This is a genomic window from Streptomyces sp. GESEQ-35 (assembly GCF_017948485.1).
GTDB lineage: Bacteria > Actinomycetota > Actinomycetes > Streptomycetales > Streptomycetaceae > Streptomyces.
Map to the genome: position 1 here is coordinate 666,981 of NZ_JAFFSX010000002.1, position 18,507 is coordinate 685,487.

General features: G+C 71.1%; 15 protein-coding genes. 12 read left to right on the plus strand and 3 right to left on the minus strand.

The window, feature by feature from the left end; translation table 11 throughout:
- Positions 1-105: 105 nt before the first annotated feature.
- Complete coding sequence (locus KCH87_RS06455; RefSeq protein ID WP_210584869.1) at positions 106-1,143, minus strand: Rv2578c family radical SAM protein; 1,038 nt, start codon at positions 1,141-1,143, stop codon at positions 106-108.
- Between the two features lie 169 nt (positions 1,144-1,312).
- On the opposite strand from KCH87_RS06455, the gene KCH87_RS06460 reads away from it, so the two are divergent.
- From KCH87_RS06460 to KCH87_RS06475, 4 genes are all read left to right on the plus strand, one after another.
- On the plus strand, positions 1,313-1,756 hold the full coding sequence (locus KCH87_RS06460) for an SRPBCC family protein (protein ID WP_210584872.1): 444 nt from the start codon (positions 1,313-1,315) through the stop codon (positions 1,754-1,756).
- A gap of 170 nt (positions 1,757-1,926) precedes the next feature.
- Complete coding sequence (locus KCH87_RS06465) at positions 1,927-4,317, plus strand: MFS transporter (protein WP_210584874.1); 2,391 nt, start codon at positions 1,927-1,929, stop codon at positions 4,315-4,317.
- A 147-nt stretch (positions 4,318-4,464) separates the two neighbouring features.
- Complete coding sequence (locus KCH87_RS06470; RefSeq protein ID WP_210584877.1) at positions 4,465-6,942, plus strand: SpoIIE family protein phosphatase; 2,478 nt, start codon at positions 4,465-4,467, stop codon at positions 6,940-6,942.
- 233 nt (positions 6,943-7,175) lie between these two features.
- The gene (locus KCH87_RS06475) at positions 7,176-7,901 is read left to right on the plus strand and encodes a class I SAM-dependent methyltransferase (protein WP_210584878.1); all 726 of its coding nucleotides are present in this window, start codon (positions 7,176-7,178) and stop codon (positions 7,899-7,901) included.
- A gap of 24 nt (positions 7,902-7,925) precedes the next feature.
- Here KCH87_RS06475 and KCH87_RS50030 read toward each other — a convergent pair whose 3' ends face one another.
- Positions 7,926-8,057 (minus strand): hypothetical protein, encoded by a 132-nt coding sequence (locus KCH87_RS50030; protein WP_282612917.1) that lies wholly within the window; start codon positions 8,055-8,057, stop codon positions 7,926-7,928.
- 64 nt (positions 8,058-8,121) lie between these two features.
- Here KCH87_RS50030 and KCH87_RS06480 point away from each other — a divergent pair, with 64 nt between their 5' ends.
- The 8 genes from KCH87_RS06480 (at position 8,122) to KCH87_RS06515 (ending at position 18,069) form a co-directional block, all read left to right on the plus strand.
- A complete protein-coding gene (locus KCH87_RS06480; protein WP_210584880.1) occupies positions 8,122-8,955 on the plus strand; it encodes a M55 family metallopeptidase in 834 nt (277 codons plus the stop codon).
- Positions 8,948-10,252, plus strand: coding sequence for a M20/M25/M40 family metallo-hydrolase (locus KCH87_RS06485; protein ID WP_210584882.1), 1,305 nt, complete (start codon positions 8,948-8,950; stop codon positions 10,250-10,252). The genes KCH87_RS06480 and KCH87_RS06485 overlap by 8 nt, the downstream gene beginning before the upstream one ends.
- A 4-nt stretch (positions 10,253-10,256) precedes the next feature.
- Positions 10,257-12,176: a prolyl oligopeptidase family serine peptidase gene (locus tag KCH87_RS06490; RefSeq protein WP_210584884.1), complete on the plus strand. Its 1,920-nt coding sequence runs from the start codon at positions 10,257-10,259 to the stop codon at positions 12,174-12,176.
- Complete coding sequence (locus KCH87_RS06495) at positions 12,173-13,096, plus strand: LD-carboxypeptidase (RefSeq protein ID WP_210584886.1); 924 nt, start codon at positions 12,173-12,175, stop codon at positions 13,094-13,096. The genes KCH87_RS06490 and KCH87_RS06495 overlap by 4 nt, the downstream gene beginning before the upstream one ends.
- A gap of 133 nt (positions 13,097-13,229) precedes the next feature.
- Complete coding sequence (locus KCH87_RS06500; protein ID WP_210584887.1) at positions 13,230-15,008, plus strand: CocE/NonD family hydrolase; 1,779 nt, start codon at positions 13,230-13,232, stop codon at positions 15,006-15,008.
- 79 nt (positions 15,009-15,087) lie between these two features.
- A complete protein-coding gene (locus tag KCH87_RS06505; protein WP_210584888.1) occupies positions 15,088-15,342 on the plus strand; it encodes a lipopolysaccharide assembly protein LapA domain-containing protein in 255 nt (84 codons plus the stop codon).
- Between the two features lie 35 nt (positions 15,343-15,377).
- Positions 15,378-15,953 (plus strand): GNAT family N-acetyltransferase, encoded by a 576-nt coding sequence (locus tag KCH87_RS06510; protein ID WP_210584889.1) that lies wholly within the window; start codon positions 15,378-15,380, stop codon positions 15,951-15,953.
- A gap of 169 nt (positions 15,954-16,122) precedes the next feature.
- Positions 16,123-18,069, plus strand: a complete 1,947-nt coding sequence (locus KCH87_RS06515) for a DUF5107 domain-containing protein (protein ID WP_210584890.1) — start codon at positions 16,123-16,125, stop codon at positions 18,067-18,069.
- A 4-nt stretch (positions 18,070-18,073) separates the two neighbouring features.
- Here the strand turns inward: KCH87_RS06515 and KCH87_RS06520 are convergent, their stop codons facing one another.
- A complete protein-coding gene (locus tag KCH87_RS06520; RefSeq protein WP_210584891.1) occupies positions 18,074-18,421 on the minus strand; it encodes a VOC family protein in 348 nt (115 codons plus the stop codon).
- Between the last annotated feature and the right edge of the window lie 86 nt (positions 18,422-18,507).

The window sequence follows — 18,507 nt, forward strand, 5'->3', positions numbered from 1 at the left end:
CGCGAGGGTCACGGTCCACGCCGCATCGTCCCGGAAAGCGCCCCCGGAAGAACGCGTTCTGGCAAGACTTGACCCAATAGGGTCTTGGAATGCGCTAGAACGCTCTCAAATCAGCGAAAGTTGGGTCGGTTCGGACAGATCCGGCCCCACCGGCTCCGGTTCCCGGATCCGCCGCGGCATGCCCCCGCCCGCGGGACCGATGCCGTACTCCTGGGCCAGTTCATGGACCTGACGGGTGATCCGGCGCTGGTACCACTTGGGCGCATAGGCGCCGTCCGCGTACAGCCGCTCGTATCGGCGCACCAGATACGGGTGGTGATGGCCCAGCCAGGCCATGAACCACTCGCGCGCGCCGGGCCGCAGATGCAGCACCAGCGGCGTCACCGAGGTCGCTCCGGCGGCTGCGATCGCCCGTACGGTGGCCCGGAGTTGGGCCGGGTGGTCACTCAGGAACGGCAGCACCGGCGCCATCAGGACCCCGCACCCGATGCCGTGCTCGCTCAGCGTCCGTACGACATCCAGCCGGCGCTCCGGCGCGGGCGTGCCCGGCTCGACCGTGCGCCACAGTTCGGGGTCGGTGAACCCGACCGACACGGAGATGCCGACGTCCGTCACCTGTGAAGCCTGCTTCAGCACTTCGAGGTCGCGCAGGATCAGCGTGCCCTTGGTCAGGATCGAGAAGGGGTTCGCGTGGTCGCGCAGGGCGGCGAGGATGCCCGGCATCAGGCCGTACCGGCCCTCGGCCCGCTGGTAGCAGTCGACGTTCGTGCCCATCGCGATGTGCTCGCCCTGCCAGCGGCGTGAGCCGAGCTGGCGGCGCAGCAGCTCCGGGGCGTTCACCTTGACCACGATCTGGGAGTCGAAGTCGATCCCCGTGTCGAGGTCGAGATAGCTGTGCGTCTTGCGCGCGAAGCAGTAGACGCACGCGTGCGTGCACCCCCGGTAGGGGTTGACCGTCCAGTCGAAGGACATGCGGGAGACCCCCGGCACCCGGTTGATGATCGAGCGGGCCCGCACCTCGTGGAAGGTGATCCCGCGGAACTCGGGCGTGTCGAAGGTGCGGGTGACCACAGAGTCCGCGCCGAACAGCGCGGCGTCGGTCTGGCTGCCGCCGGACTTCACTGTGAGGTTCTCCCAGCGCATGACGCCTCCTCGGTAGCACTGCCCCCCGATTGAAACACGTGTTCGAATTACCGTGCAAGGGCAGTTTCTGATCGCTTCGGACGCCCGGGGGTACCCCGATTTGGGCGGCCGGGGAGCGGGGTGGTTGGCTTGCTCCCGCCCCCGAAGAACCAGGTCATGGAGGAAGTCAATGGCGCAGGTCGAGGCCACTACTGAGCGGGTCGTCGCGGCGGACGCGGAGAAGGTGTTCGACGCCCTCGCCGACTACAGCGGCACGCGCGCGAAGCTCCTGCCCGAGCACTTCAGCGAGTACGAGGTACGTGAGGGCGGCGACGGCGAGGGCACCCTCGTGCACTGGAAGCTCCAGGCCACCAGCAAGCGCGTGCGCGACTGCCTCCTGGAGGTCAGCGAGCCCACCGACGGTGAACTCGTCGAGAAGGACCGCAACTCCACGATGGTCACCACCTGGCGGGTCACCCCGGCAGGCGAGGGCAGCTCCCGGGTCGTCGTGACCACCACCTGGAAGGGTGCCGGCGGTGTCGGCGGCTTCTTCGAGAAGACCTTCGCGCCCAAGGGCCTCGGCCGGATCTACGACGCGGTGCTCGTCAAGCTCGCCACCGAGGTCGAGAAGTAGCCCGAGTGCCGAGAGGCAACTCAAGAAGCCGGTCTGCAAAGGCCGTTGGTGCCTCACCGGTTCGAGTGGATCTCCTGATCGGCCGGCATGATGCCGTAACTCGTCGCGCTTGCTCCTAGTTGTCGCCTTTACGCGGGAATTGTGTAGCAGCGCGACGAGGGGAGCGGTACGTGGGCGGGACGACTCTGGTGCAGCACGAACCGGCTGTGGCGCCCCCGCGGACCCCCGCTCCTCCACCGGCCCAGGCCCTTGAACTCGGCCCGCGCCGCGTGCGGTTGGTCTTCTTCGGGCTGATGCTGGCCCTGCTCCTGGCCGCCCTGGAGCAGATGATCGTCGCCACCGCGCTCCCGAAGATCGTCGGCGAGCTGCACGGCCTGGACAAGATGTCCTGGGCGATCACCGCCTACCTGCTCACCTCCACCGTCGTACTGCCGATCTACGGCAAGCTCGGCGACCTCCTCGGCCGCAAGAGCGTCTTCCAGTTCGCGATCGTCGTCTTCGTCGTCGGCTCCGCGCTCGCGGGCCGGGCCCAGACCATGGACCAGCTGATCGCCTACCGCGCGGTCCAGGGCGTCGGCGCGGGCGGACTCATGATCGGCGTGCAGGCGATCATCGCCGACATCGTGCCGCCCCGGCAGCGCGGCCGGTACATGGGCCTGATCGGCGCCGCGTTCGGCCTCGCCTCGGTCGCGGGCCCGCTGCTGGGCGGTTACTTCACCGACCACCTCTCCTGGCGCTGGTGCTTCTACATCAACGTGCCCTTCGGGCTGGTCACCATGGCCGTCGTCGCCGTCGTACTGAAACTGCCGAAGCCCCAGGTCAAGCCCCGGCTGGACGTCCTCGGCTCCCTGCTGCTGGCGGCGGCCTCCACCTGCCTTGTGCTGCTGACCAGTTGGGGCGGCACCGAGTACGCCTGGGACTCCCGGGTCATCATCGGCCTCGGCGCGGGCGCGGGGGCCGCCGCGCTGCTCTTCGTGGTCGCCGAGCACTTCGCGGCCGAACCCCTCATCCCCCTGCGGCTGTTCAAGGACTCCGTCTTCAACGTCACCGGCCTGGTGGGCCTCGTGGTCGGTGTCGCGCTGTTCGGCGCGGCCAGCTATCTGCCGACCTTCCTTCAGATGGTCGACGGGGCGAGTGCCACCGAGTCCGGGCTGCTGATGCTGCCCATGATGGGCGGCATCGTCATCGCCTCGATCGTCTCCGGACAGCTCATCAGCCACACCGGCCGCTACAAGATCCACCCGGTCCTCGGCGGCGCCCTCTCCGTCGTCGGCATGTGGCTGCTGTCCCGGCTCGACATCGACACGCCCCGACTGCACTACAGCATCTCGATGGCCGTCCTCGGCGCCGGCATCGGCATGGTGATGCCCGTCCTGATCCTCGCCGTGCAGAACTCCGTGCGCCCCGCCGACCTCGGCACCGCGACCAGCGCCAACAACTACTTCCGGCAGATCGGCGGCAGCGTCGGCGCCGCCGTCTTCGGCACGCTCTTCGCGGACCGGCTCACCGACTCCCTGGCCGAGCGCGTCCCCGCACACGCGGGCGCCGGGCTGCCCGACCCCGAGTCGATCACCCCGCAGCTCGTCCACGCGTTGCCGCCGGAGCTGCGCGACGCCTACATCGGTGCCTACGCCGAGGCCATGCCGCGGATCTTCCTCTACCTGGTGCCGGTGCTCGTCCTGGGCCTGCTGATCGCCTTCTTCCTCAAGGAGAAACCTCTGGTGTCCCACAACGCCCCCGCCACCGAGACGGAGCCCTCGTACGTGAACGCCCCCATCCCGCACGCCCGTTCGCCGTACGCCGCCGGCATCCCGGTCTGCGGCACGGTGCAGCACCCCGACGGGACCGTCGTCCCGCGTGCGGCACTCACGCTCATCGATGTCTCCGGACAGCAGATCGGACGGGGCGCGAGCGGCGAGGACGGGCGGTACGCGCTCTCCACGCCCGGGTCGGGGTCGTACGTCCTGATCGCCGCGGCGGGCGGCCACCAGCCGCAGGCCGTCTCCGTGACCGTCGGCGAACGGCCCGTCGACCTGGACGTCGTCCTCGGCGGCGCCGGACGGCTCGCCGGGAGCGTGCTCACCGCCGACGGCACGCCGGTGCGGGACGCCACCGTCACGCTGACCAACGTGCACGGCGAGGTGGTGGCCAGCACCCGCAGCGGACGCGAGGGCGGGTACGTCATCGGCGAGCTGGTCGCCGGGGAGTACACCCTCGCGGCCAGCGCGCCCGCGTTCCGGCCCACCGCGCTGCCCGTCACCGTCCAGGCCGCCCGGGAGACCCGCCAGGACATCGAACTCGCCGGCGGGGCCGTGCTGCGCGGCACCGTGCGCGCGAGCGGCGGGAGGCCCGTCGAGGACGCGCGCGTGACGCTGCTCGACGCCGCGGGCAACGTCGTGGACACGCTGACGACCGGATCCGACGGAACGTTCCGGTTCGTGGATCTGTCGAGCGGCGAGTACACGGTCATCGCCGCCGGATATCCGCCCGTCGCCACCGTGCTCCAAATGGCGGGCGGCGGACGGACGGAGCGGGACCTCCAGCTGGGGCACGAGGACTGAGCCCCCAACCCCCCGGCGCGCGTGTGCGCGCCGGAGCGCCCCCGCGGCACCAATTCCCGTATTGCCGCACATCGTGAGCGGTCACCGCCGTACGGTGGTCACGGCGGCACAGATCTTGCGGAGCCGTGGGGAGAGAGGGCCTGGGGCATGGACCGTGGCACCGAGAGGGACGTACCTCCCAGCCGCGGAGTCGTGGACGCCGCGGTGGAGTCCGCCGCGGCCGGACGTATCCCCCTGGCCGTGGTCGTGGTCGACCGCGACGGCCTGGTCTCGCACTGGAGCAGGGGCGCACGGCGGCTGTTCGGCGCCGCCAAGGAGGACGCGATCGGACGTCCCGTGCTCGACCTGCTCCCCGTCTCCGGCGCCCTGCCCGACGAGGAGGACGTCACGCCGTACGGGGCCTACGTGGCGGCGTACGACGGACTCGGACCCGATCTCGAGTCCTCCCTCGACGGGCGGCTGTCCTACCCGGCCGCGGGCCGCGCCCGCCTCTCGGTGACCCAGGACGACCGGGCCGACGTCCTGTGGTGGGCGTACCCCCTGGTGGGCCCGGGACGGGAGAAGCTGCTGGTCCTGGCGGCCGATGCGGCCGGCCTGCACCACGACGACGAGGACGCGGTCTTCGAGCGGATCGCCCCCGGCTTCGCCCTGCACACCGACTTCCCCGGCGCCGAGGAACTCGCCCGCCGACTTCCCGAGATCCTGCCCAGCATGAGCGTCGGCGAGGGCGCCCGGATCGTCGCGCAGATCCTTGAACTGGGCTATCCCGTCCTGGAGTTCAGCCAGAACGACCGGGTGCCCGTCACCCCCGACTGGGGCGTGCCCCGGCGGGCCGAGCGCAAGGCACGCCGCGAGCGGGCCGCGCGGGCGCGGGCCGAAGGCCTGCCCGTGCCGCAGGAGATCACCGACGAGGGCGAGGACCTCGAGTACACCGCCGTACGCGAACGCCTGGAGTTCCTCAACGAGGTCAGCGGCCGCATCGGCACCTCGCTCGACCTGGCGAAGACCATCATCGAGGTCAGCCGGGCCGTCGTGCCCCGCTTCACCGACGTCGCCGGCACCTACCTGCGCGAACAGGTCGTCGCCGGCGAGGGGTTCCCGGACGGCGTGCCGGACACGACGACCATGTGGCACCGGGTCGCCCTGGAGCACACCGACGAACCCGGCCGCTGGGACGACGTCGTGCCGGTCGGGGAGGCCATGCCGTTCCCGGCGCACACGCCGTTCTTCCAGTGCATGACCAGCGGTGAGCCCGTCCTCGTACCGCGTATCAGCGAGCAGTTGGGGCACGCCATCGCCTCGCAGTTCGAGAAGCGCGACATCCGGCCGCTGATCACCGGCCGCTCCATGCTGGTCGTACCGCTGAAGGCCCGCAATGTCGTCCTCGGCTTCATGATCCTGCTGCGCCACCCGGAGCGCGTCGAGTTCAACGACATGGACCGGGTCACCGGCGCCGAACTCGCCGCCCGCGCGGGCCTGGTGCTCGACAACGCGCGCATGTACACCTACCAGGAGAGCGTCGCCGAGACCCTCCAGGACAGCATGCTGCCGCAGATCCCGCCGCGCATGGCGGGCTGCGACATCGCCACCCGCTATCTGCCGGGAACCCTCCTCGGCCGGGTCGGCGGCGACTGGTTCGACTCCGTGAAACTGCCCGGCGCCCGCACCGCCCTCGTCGTCGGCGACGTCATGGGCCACGGCCTCAACTCCGCCGCGATGATGGGCCAGTTGCGTACGGCCGTACAGACCATGGCCGCCCTCGACCTGCCGCCCGCCCAGCTGCTGCGCAACCTCGACGACCTCGCCCAGCGCCTCGGCGACACCTACCTCGCGACCTGTCTGTACGCGGTCTATGACCCGATCGCGAGCGAGCTGCACCTCGCCAACGCGGGCCACATCCCGCCGGTGCTGGTGCGCGCCGAGAACGGGCGCAGCGAGCTGCTCGACCTGCCGACCGGCGCGCCCATCGGCGTCGGCGGGGTGCCCTTCGAGTCGGTACGCGTGCGCGTGGAGCCGGGCGACCGGCTGGTGATGTGCACCGACGGCCTGGTCGAGGTACGCGGCGAGGACATCGGCGTAGGACTCGCGACCCTGTGCGAGTCGGCCGCCCACCCGGCCGCGTCCATGGACGACGCCTGCGACACCATCATCCGAGCTCTCAACACCCGTGGCGGCCGCAAGGACGACGTGGCGCTGCTGATGTCCCGCCTCAACGGCATCGAGCCGGACGACGTGGCCGAATGGCGGCTCTCCCTCGACCCGCTCGAGGTCGGCCGGGCGCGTGCCGCCGTGCGCGAACAGCTCCACGACTGGGGCCTCGCGGGGCTCGCCGACCTCACCGCGCTGATGGTCAGTGAGCTGGTCACCAATGCCGTACGGCACTCCCACAGCCGTCCGATCGAGCTGCGCCTGGTCCGCGGCGACACCCTGCTGTGCGAGGTGGACGACGACGACCACGAACTGCCGACCCTGCTGAACACGGGTCCCGGGGACGAGTTCGGACGCGGTCTGCGCGTGATCAGCACGCTCGCCCGGGAGTGGGGCACCAGCCGGACGAAAGCCGGCAAGACCGTCTGGTTCGAGCTGACACTGCCACGACGCTCCGCTGGGAGTGCTGTGAGGTGAGTGCCGCGCTGGGTCGTGGGGCGTCTGCGGCGCCGTCGTGGCTGGTCGCGCCCACGCGGCGGAGCCGCATATAGATGCAGCCCCGCGCCCCTTTAGGGCGTGCGCGAGCGCACGCCCATCGAATGGGCCGTGAAGGTATGCGCCACGCGCTTGTCGTCATGACCGGGGCGCGATACACCGTACTGGCCCGTCAACTGCGGCGGGCAGCCGTGTTGCATCCTGGGGAGTTGGGCATGAGCGTGACGAGTCGGTATCGGGAGGCCTGGGAGGGCTTTTGGCAGGAGGCCCCCGAGGAGCAGGGGGCCGTGTTCTGGGACGCGGAACCCACGCTGACCGTGGGCGTCCATCTGGCGATCTTCGAGCCGCAGCTGCCCGACCCCAACCTGCCGATGGTGGACCTCGGCTGCGGCAACGGCAGCCAGACACGGTTCCTCGCCGACCGCTTCCCGCACGTCATCGGCGCCGACCTGTCCGAGGCGGCCCTCGACCACGCCCGGCGCGCCGATCCCGCCGGGCAGGCGACGTACCGGCTGCTGGACGCCTGCGAGAAGACCGAGGCGGGGGCCCTGCACGCGGAGCTCGGCGACGCCAACGTCTATCTGCGAGGCGTACTCCACCAGGCCGAACCCGACGACCGGCAGTCGCTGGTCGACGGTCTCGCCACGCTCGTCGGGGAGCGCGGCCGGGCCTTCCTCGTCGAACTCTCCGAAGCCGCCCGGCCCGTCCTCATGGGCCTCGCGCAGAGCCCCGCGGGCCCGCCGCCCAAGCTGGCCCCGGTCTTCCGGCACGGCATCGCGCCCGGCGAGGTCGCCGACGACGCGGTGCCCGTGTATCTGCACGCGGCCGGGCTCACGGTCCTGGCGAGCGGTGACCTTCCCCTGATCACCACGGAGCTCGCACCCGACGGCACCCGGATCGAGCTGCCGTCGAAGTGGCTGTTGGCGGGGCGTACGGCCTGACGGTGCGGGCGTCGGGGCGGCGGTTCAGCCGCGTACGGCCAAGTGGTAGGCGGACGCCCACAGCACCACCGCGCAGCCCACGCCCACGACGGCGAAGACGGCCGCCGCTTCTATGGCCACCGGCACGGCATCCGTGGCGGAAGGTGTGGACGTCACTGCCGGAGAGTACGACGGTGCTGCTGCTGGCCGCCCGGGAACCCGGCGCGTAGCGTGGGGCGGCATGAAGATCCTCATCAGCGCCGACATGGAGGGCGCCACGGGCGTCACCTGGCCGGCCGATGTGCTGCCGGGGACACCGCAGTGGGAGCGGTGCCGGTCGATGTTCACCTCGGATGTCAACGCCGCCTTGCTCGGCTTCTTCGACGGCGGCGCGGATGAAGTGCTGATCAACGAAGCCCACTGGACGATGCGCAATCTGCTGCTGGAGCAACTCGACGAGCGCGCGCAGATGCTCACGGGGCGGCACAAGTCCCTCTCCATGGTGGAGGGCGTGCAGCACGACGACGTGGACGGCATCGCGTTCGTCGGCTATCACGCGGGCGCCGGCATGGAGGGCGTCCTCGCGCACACCTACCTCGCCAACTCCATCACCGGGGTGTGGCTGAACGACGTGCGGGCGAGCGAGGGGCTGCTCAACGCGTATGTTGTCGCCGAGTACGGCGTGCCGGTCGTCCTCGTCACCGGTGACGACGTGGCCTGCGAGGACGCGCTCGGGTACGCCCCTGAGGCGCTGAAGGTCGCCGTCAAGGACCATGTGTCGCGGTACGCGGCCGTGTGCCGTACGCCGGGCAGGACGGCGGCGGACATCCGGGCGGCGGCCAAGGAGGCGGCGGCGCTGGCGATCCGTCATGAACCCGTCGCAGGGGGCCCTTTCACCGTCGCCCTGGAGTTCGACGCCGAGCATCTGGCGCAGGCCGCGACCGTCGTGCCGGGCGTGGACCGGATCGGCGAGCGGAAGGTGGCGTACACCAGCGGCACCATGTATGAGGGGATCCGTACCTTCAAGGCGGTCACCACGATCGTCTCGGCCGCAGTGGAGGAGCAGTATGGCTGACCGGCAGGCGCTGGACGAGGTCGTCCGGTTCACCTCCGACCTCATCCGCATCGACACCACCAACCGAGGGGGCGGCGACTGTCAGGAGCGGCCCGCCGCCGAGTACGCGGCGGAGCAGCTGGCCGGGGCGGGCCTGGAGCCCACGCTCCTGGAGCGGACCAGGGGCCGTACGAACGTCGTCGCCCGCATCGAGGGCACGGACCCTTCCGCCGACGCGCTGCTCGTGCACGGGCACCTGGACGTCGTGCCCGCCGAAGCCGCCGACTGGAGCGTGCACCCGTTCTCCGGGGAGATCCGTGACGGCGTCGTGTGGGGACGCGGCGCGGTCGACATGAAGAACATGGACGCGATGATCCTCGCGGTCGTGCGGGCCTGGGCACGGGAGGGCGTACGGCCCCGGCGGGACCTCGTCATCGCCTTCACGGCCGACGAGGAGGCGAGCGCCGAGGACGGCTCCGGGTTCCTCGCCGACGAGCACCCGGGACTCTTCGAGGGCTGCACGGAAGGCATCAGCGAGTCGGGGGCCTTCACCTTCCATGACGGCAGCGGGCGCCAGATCTACCCCGTCGCCGCGGGTGAGCGCGGTACCGGCTGGCTGAAGCTGACCGCGCGCGGACGGGCCGGACACGGCTCCAAGGTGAACCGGGAGAACGCGGTGACGCGCCTTGCCGCCGCCATTGCCCGGATCGGCGACCACGAATGGCCCCTCCGGCTGACCCCGACCGTCGGCGCGGCCCTGACCGAACTCGCCGCGCTGTACGGCATCGAGGCCGACCTCGACGACGTGGACGGACTGCTGGCGAAGCTCGGCCCCGCGGCCAAGCTGGTCGAGGCCACCGTACGCAACAGCGCCAACCCGACGATGCTGGACGCTGGTTACAAGGTCAACGTGATCCCGGGGGAGGCCGTCGCGTATGTCGACGGGCGGTATCTTCCCGGCACCGAGGACGAGTTCCGTGCGACGCTCGACCGGCTCACCGGACCGGACGTGGACTGGGAGTTCCACCATCGTGAGGTGGCCCTCCAGTCGCCCGTGGACTCGCCGACGTACGCCGGGATGCGTGCCGCCGTCGAGGAGTTCGCGCCCGAGGGGCACGTGGTGCCGTACTGCATGTCCGGCGGCACGGACGCCAAGCAGTTCTCGCGGCTCGGTATCACCGGCTACGGCTTCGCCCCGCTGAAGCTCCCCGAGGGCTTCGACTACCAGGCCCTCTTCCATGGAGTCGACGAGCGGGTCCCCGTAGAGGCGCTGCACTTCGGCGTCCGTGTCCTCGACCGCTTCCTGCGCACGGCCTAGCGGCATGGAGCTGGCATACGGCTCGTGGCCGTCACCGATCGACGCCGCCCTCGCCGCCGCGCACGACGGGCATCCCGAGTACGTCGGCTTCGTCGGCGACGAGGCCTGGTGGACCGAGCCGCGGCCCACCGAGGGCGGCCGGCGCACGCTCGTGAGGCGCCGCGCCGACGGCACCGAGGAGTCGATGCTGCCTCCGCCGTGGAACGTGCGCAGTCGTGTCATCGAGTACGGCGGACAGCCCTGGGCCGGTGCCGCCGGACCGCTCGTCGTGTTCGTGAACTTCGCCGACCAGCGGCTGTACCGGTACGAGCCGGGTGCCGAGCCGCGCCCGCTGACCCCTGCCGGCCTGCGCTGGGCCGAGCCGCAGGTGCGCCTGGACGTCGGTGAAGTGTGGTGCGTGATGGAGGAGTTCACCGGCGACGCGCCCACTGACGTGCGCCGGGTGCTCGCCGCGGTGCCGTTGGACGGCTCGGCCGCCGAGGACCGGGGCGCCGTCCGCGAACTCAGCGACGGCCGGCACCGGTTCGTGACCGGCCCGCGGATCTCGCCGGACGGGCGGCGTGCGGCCTGGCTCGCCTGGGACCATCCGCGGATGCCGTGGGACGGCACGGAACTGGTCGTCGCCGCGGTGGACGGTGTCTTCCGCGCGGCTCGCACGGTCGCCGGCGGCCCCGAGGAGTCCATCGCCCAGGCGGACTGGGCACCCGACGGCTCCCTGCTGTACGCGAGCGACCGCACCGGCTGGTGGAACCTCTACCGCGACGGAGTGCCCCTCTGCCCGCGCGAGGAGGAGTTCGGCGGGCCTCTGTGGAAGCTGGGCCACCGCTGGTTCGCCCCGTTGGAGAGCGGACTGATCGCCGTCGTGCACGGCCGCGGCGCCACCGCGCTCGGCGTACTCGACCCGGAGACCGGCGAGGTCGTCGACGCCGCCGGCCCCTGGACCGAGTTCGCGCCCACGCTGGCGGCACACGGCGAGCGAATCGTGGCGGTCGGGGCGAGCCCGCGCACCGCGTACGAGGTGGTGGAGCTGGACACGCGCATGGGCCGGGCCCGGGTGATCGGCGCCCCGCACGAGGACTCGGTCGACCCCGCCTACTACCCCGAGCCGCAGATCCGCACCTTCACCGGCCCCGCCGGACGTGAGATCCACGCGCACATCTACCCGCCCCACCACCCCGCGTGCGTCGCGCCCGGCGACGAGCTGCCGCCGTATGTCGTCTGGGCGCACGGCGGGCCCACCAGCAGGGCGCCGCTCGTGCTCGACCTGGCGATCGCCTACTTCACCTCGCGCGGCATCGGCGTCGCCGAGGTCAACTACGGCGGCTCGACCGGGTACGGGCGGGAGTACCGGGAGCGGCTGCGTGAGCAGTGGGGCGTGGTCGACGTCGAGGACTGCGCGGCCGTCGCGCTCGCCCTCGCCGACGAGGGCACCGCGGACCGGGACCGGCTCGCCGTGCGCGGCGGCAGCGCGGGCGGCTGGACCAGCGCCGCGTCCCTCGCCACGACCGACGTCTACGCCTGCGGCACGATCGTCTACCCGATCCTCGACCTGACCGGCTGGGGATCGGGGGAGACCCACGACTTCGAATCGCAGTACCTGGAGAGCCTGGTGGGGCCGCTCGCCGAAGTCCCCGCGCGGTACGTGGAGAGGTCGCCGGCCGAGCACGCCGACCGGATCACCGCGCCCTTCCTGCTGTTGCAGGGCCTGGACGACGTGATCTGTCCGCCCGCGCAGTGCGAACGCTTCCTGGCGCGCATGGAGGGCCGCCGGGTGCCGCACGCGTACCTCACCTTCGAGGGGGAGGGGCACGGCTTCCGGCGGGCCGACACCATGATCCGCGCCCTGGAGGCCGAACTCTCCCTGTACGCACAGGCCTTCGGCCTGTACCCGTCCGGCATTCGCACCCTGGAGCTCACCAAGTGAAGCAGCTGGTACGTCCGACCCGGCTCGCCCCCGGCGCCCGCGTGGCCGTCGTCGCGCCCAGCGGGCCCGTGGCGGAGGAGCGACTTCAGGCCGGACTCGACGTGCTGCGCGGCTGGGACCTCGAACCGGTCGTCGCACCCCATGTCCTCGACCGGCACGGCGAGTTCGACTATCTCGCGGGCACGGACGCGCACCGGGCCGCCGATCTCCAGAACGCGTGGTGCGATCCGTCCGTCGCCGCCGTGCTGTGCGCCCGCGGCGGCTACGGCGTGCAGCGCATGGTCGACCTGCTGGACTGGGACGCGATGCGCGCGGCCGGACCGAAGGTGTTCGTCGGCTTCAGCGACATCACCGTGCTGCACGAGGCGTTCGCCACGCGGCTTGGGCTGGTCACGCTGTACGGGCCCGCGGCCGCGGGCGTCGACTTCATCAAGAACACCCGGGCCCAGGACCACCTGAAGGCCACCCTCTTCGCTCCCGAGACGGTCCGCTCCATCGCGTCCCGCGGCAGCGCCCTGGTTCCCGGGCGGGCCCGGGGCGTCACCTACGGGGGATGCCTGAGCCTGCTCGTGTCCGACCTCGGCACACCGCACGCCCGGACCGATGCCCGTGGCGGGCTGCTGATGATCGAGGACGTCGGCGAGCAGGCGTACCGGATCGACCGGATGCTGACCCAACTCCTGCGCGCGGACCGGCTCGACGGCGTCACCGGGGTCGCGCTCGGATCGTGGCAGGGATGCGGTCCCTACGACGCACTGCGCGCCGTTTTCGCCGACCGGCTCGGCCGACTGGGCGTCCCCGTCGTAGAGGAGTTCGGGTTCGGCCACTGTGACGGGGCGTTGACCATCCCCTTCGGCCTGGCCGCCGAACTCGACGCCGGTACCGGCACGTTGACGTTTGAAGAATCCGCGCTGCGCTGAGCTGCCGCTACTGAACTTCTGTCAAAAACCACCCGTCACGGCGATTGACCTGCGCCTGACACGTGTCACACCATGATTACCGGCCAGTACTTACTGGTCGGTATCCCGGGTTGTCCTCAGTGTGGAGGTCTACGTGTCCCGACGTGTGCCCAGATCCCGCGTCCCGCTCGTCCTCGCTCTCGGCGCCGCCCTCACCGCACCCCTCGCACTCACCTCACCCGCCGCCGCGACCGGCCAGTACACGGTCACCGCACTGAAGTTCACCGTCCAGGCAGGCGGCCGCGCCTGCACCATCGACGCCGACCTGTACCGGCCTGCCGGCGTGGACTCCGCCCACCCCGCGCCCGCCGTGGTCGCCACGAACGGCTTCGGCGGCAGCAAGAACGACGGCTCCACCAACGCCATCGGCAAGGCCTTCGCCGAGCGCGGATACGTCTCCCTCGTCTACTCCGGGCTCGGCTTCGGCCGCAGCGGCTGCCTGATATCGCTGGACGACCCGGCCGTCGACGGAGCCGCCGCCTCGCAACTCGTCGACTTCCTGGCCGGGAAACGGTCCGCCGACGACGGGACGAACGCCGACTTCGTGACCCTGGACGGCCCCGGCGATCCTCGGGTCGGCATGATCGGCGGCTCCTACGGCGGCGCCATCCAGCTGGCGACGGCCGCCGTCGACCACCGGGTCGACGCACTGGTCCCGATGATCACCTGGAACAACCTCGCCTACTCCCTCGACCCGAACAACACCGTCGGCAGCGGCAGCGTCCCCGGCGCCTTCAAATGGCAGTGGACCAACGGCTTCTACCTCATAGGCGAGGGCCAGCCACTGCTGGAGCCCAGCCTCGACCCGTCCCGGATCAACTCCCTCGCCTGTCTGCACTTCGTCACCAGGGCCTGCGACACGATCCGTACGCTCAACTCCGGCAGCTACCCGGCCGGCAAGACCGCAGAGATGCTCGACTACGCGCACAGCGTGTCCCCGGTGTCGTACCTCAGCCGCGTCAAGGCACCCACGCTGCTGGTCCAGGGACAGGCCGACAGCCTCTTCAACCTCAACGAGGCGACGGCGACGTACAAGACGCTTCTGGCGCAGGGCACACCCACCAAGATGATCTGGCAGTCCTGGGGGCACAGCGGCGGGCTCACCGACCCGGCGTCCGGCGAACTCAACCTGAGCCAGGGCAACCTGGAATCCTCCTACGTCGGCAAGCGCATCCTCGCCTGGTTCGACCGCTACCTCCACCAGCAGAACGTCGACACCGGACCCGCCTTCGCCTACTACCGCGACTGGATCACCGACCCGGGCGGCACCTACGCCACCGCCGGCCAACTCCCCGCGATCGGCCGGAAGCTGTACCTCTCCGGCGACGGCAAGCTCGTCGACAACCGCAAGAAGGTGGCCCGCGGCAGCCGTGCGTACACCAACTGGCTGATCTCCACGAGCCATTCGGAGAGCTCGCTGACCGGGATCATCGGGCTGCCCGATCCGGCGCCGTACGACACCCCGGGCACCTACCTGGGCTGGACCAGCGAGCCGTTGGCGCGCACGGTCGACGTCGTCGGGGCGCCGAAGGCCACGCTCAAGGTGGTCTCCCCGAAGGCCGAGCGGACGCAGGGCTCGGGCAACGCCGCCGACAAGCTCGTCCTCTTCGCCAAGCTGTACGACGTCGCGCCCGACGGCACCAAGACGCTGGTGCACCGGCTGGTCGCGCCGGTCCGTGTCCCCGATGTCACCAAGAGTTTCACCGTGACGCTGCCCGGGATCGTGCACCGGTACGAGAAGGGGCACCGGCTTCAGTTCGTGATCGCGGCGAGTGACGACGCCTACTTCGGGAACCGGGGGATCAAGCCGGTGACCGTGGTCAGCGCACCGGAGAACACAGGGGTGCTGGAGCTGCCGGTCGCGGGCGGCTGAGCGAGCGCTCACCGGCCCGGCTTCACGCACGGTGGGCGCTCACCGTGCGTGAAGGCCGGGGGCGGACCATGCTGGTGGTATGAGTACGAAGACATCGGAGAAGGGCGGCAAGGTCGGCGGGAGGGGCGGCAGCGTGCGCGGGGTCCTGACCCCCGCCCGGACCACCGTCCTGGTGCTCGCCGTCCTCGCCCTGATCTTCATTTTCGAGAACACCCAATCCACCGAGATCAGGCTACTGATCCCCTTGGTGACGATGCCGCTGTGGACGGCGCTGCTCGCCGTGGGAATCATCGGCGCACTGTTCGGTGCCTATTTCATGAGGCGGCGCAGGTAAGCCCTGAGCAACCGGGCCCGTCGTACGCTGACGGGATGCCGCACACCGCATCCCGCTATCTCGCCGAAGGCCCTCGTGTGGGCATACGCCACTTCACCCATGCGGACGGCGCCGAGTTCGCCGGCCGGGCCCGGGAGAGCAAGGACCTGCACCATCCGTGGCTCTTCCCGCCGGACAGCACACAGGCCTACGCCGCCTACGCGGGCCGGCTGATCGACGACCCCACCAAGGCGGGCTTCCTGGTCTGCGAGAAGGACGGCGGGGCCATCGGCGGATACATCAACATCAACAACATCGTCGAGGGGGCCTTCCTGAGCGGCGCCGTCGGCTACGGCGCCTTCGTGCACGCGGCCGGGCGCGGGCTCATGCGCGAGGGGCTCGACCTGGTGGTGGGATACGCCTTCGGCCGGATGCGGCTGCACCGGCTCGAGATCAACGTCCAGCCCACCAACACCGCGTCCATCGCCCTGGCCCGCGCCTGCGGATTCCGCCTGGAAGGCTTCTCGCCGGACTTTCTCCACATCGACGGGGCCTGGCGGGACCACGAGCGGTGGGCGATCACCGCGGAGCGCTCCGCGGGAAGTGCCGGGAGTGGGGTCGTGCCCCGATAGGTTGTCGGCTGTCTGCGGCTTCGTCGTGGCTGGTCGCGCAGTTCCTCGCGCCCCTTGGGGCGCTGCACCTCCCCCTGTTTCGGTCGGGCCCACGCCGATGCCCTCGTGGCCGCCTTTGCGGAATCCTGACCGGTAGCGCCCCTGGCCAGCTCCGCTGTGTACGGGTTCCATGGTGATCGTGACGACGATCCGACGTGACGTAGTGACCCTGCCCGCAGCCGACCTGGGCCCGGACAACCCCCTTCCGCCACTTCGTCCGCTGGATGAAGTGCACCGCGTCGACGAGCGGGACCGGGAGGACCTGCCGCGGGACATGGCCCGGCAGATCGGATACGAGCCGCTGCGCAGCCTGCTGCCGGTGCGGGTGCGGGACGGCTACGACCGGACGCGCGAACCCCGCGACATCGGCGCCCTCGTGATCGAGAACGACCGGCTCAGGGCCACCGTCTTCCCCGGCCTGGGCGGCCGTATCGCCTCCCTCTTCCACAAGCCGACGGGACGCGAACTCCTCTACCGCAACCCGGTGTTCCAGCCCGCCGACTTCGCCCTCAACGGCGCGTGGTACTCCGGCGGCGTCGAATGGAACATCGGCGCCACCGGGCATACGACGCTCTCCTGCTCGCCCCTGCACGCCGCCCGCGTTCCCGCCCCCGACGGCGGTGAGATGCTCCGCCTGTGGGAGTGGGAGCGGCTGCGCGACCTGCCCTTCCAGGTGGACCTCTGGCTGCCGGAGGGCTCCGACTTCCTGTACGTCGGCGTCCGCATCCGCAATCCGCACCGGCGGCCGGTACCGACGTACTGGTGGTCCAACATCGCCGTGCCGGAAGAACGAAGGGTGCTCGCGCCCGCCGAAGAGGCGTGGCACTTCGGATACGAGCGGAGGCTGCGCTGGGTGCCCGTGCCGTCGTACGACGGGATCGACCGGACGTACCCGCTGAACAGCACATACGCCGCCGACTACTTCTACGAGGTGCCCGACGGGCGCAGGCGGTGGATCGCCGCGCTCGACGCCGACGGGCAGGGGCTGGTGCAGACGTCCACCGATGTGCTGCGCGGGCGCAAGCTGTTCGTCTGGGGCGCGGGGCGCGGCGGGCGGCGCTGGCAGGAGTGGCTCACCGAGCCGGACACGGGCGGCTACTGCGAGATCCAGGCCGGTCTGGTGCGCACCCAGTTGGAGCATGTGCGGCTGGAGGCGGAGAGCGAGGTGTCGTGGCTGGAGGCGTACGGACCGTTGAGCGCGTCTGCGGAGGTACCGGCGGCAGAGGAGCGGCTGGAAGCCGTACTGCCGCGCGCCGACGTCGACGCCGCCTACGCCGCCTGGAAGCCGTGCGCCGACACCGAACCCGGTGAGGTGCTGGCCGCCGGATCCGGCTGGGGCGCGCTCGAAGTGGTGCGCGGGGAGTGGAAGTTGCCGGGCACGCCCTTCGACGAGGGGACGCTCGGGGACGCCCAGGCGCCGTGGCTGGAGTTGCTGCGGGCCGGGGCCTTTCCCGAGCCGCGCCGGGTGCAGCCGCCCGGAGAGACGCTGGTCGCGCCGCACTGGCGGGACATGCTGGAGACGGCGCCCGCGACTCCGCTCGCCGAGTACCACCTCGGGGTCGCCCAGTGGCATGCCGGGGACCGGGCGCAGGCGGTGCGCAGCTGGGAGCGGGCGCTGGAACTCGCCCCGTCGCTGTGGCCGTTGCTGCGCTGCCTCGCTGTCGCCGACCAGGAGAGCGGCAACCCCGAGAGGGCCGCCGACCGGTATGCGGAGGCCTTCGACGACCTGTGCCGGGAGCGGCGGGACGACGGGGAACGGTGGACGGCCGCCACCGCCGCGCTGGGCCGTGAGGCCGTCGAGGCGCTGATCGCCGTGCGCCGTACGACGCACGCGCGTGCCGTGTGGGAGCGGCTGCGTCCTCAGACCCGGGCGCGCGGGCGGTTCCGGCTGATCGAGGCGCAGTTGCTGCTCGCGGAAGGGCGGCGTGAGGAGGCCCGCGCCGTCTTCGACGCCGGCTTCGAGGTCGCCGACCTGCGCGAAGGCGACGAAGGCATCGGGCGGTTGTGGGCCCGGATCAGCGACGAGCCTCTCCCGGCCCGCCACGACTTCCGTATGCGGCCGCCCGCGGCACAGTGAGGCGTCAGGAGCGGCGGTCCACGTACTCGTAGATCGCGCCGTCCGGATGCATCACGATCATGTTGCGGCCCACCGGCGTCGTCACCGGGCCCGCGACGATGTACGCGCCCAGCTCGGTGAGCACCTTGTGGGCCTCGTCGACGTCCGCGACGGCGATCGTCGCCGCGACCTTGCGCAGCACCTCCAGCTCGGCCTCGGGTCCGCTCATCAGCAGGAAGCAGCCGATGGCGGCGACCTGGACGCCGCCGCGCTCGAAACGGAGGGCTGTGCCGCCCGCGAGGCGTTCGTAGAAGGGGACCGCGGTCTCCAGGTCGTCGACGCAGACGCGCAGCGTGGCTCCCAGAATGTCCATGCTCACGAGCCTAGTTGGGACGGTCGGGGAGAGGAGATCGATTTGCCTGATCTCCTCGCTCCTGCCACCAAGTCGGCCCATGACCT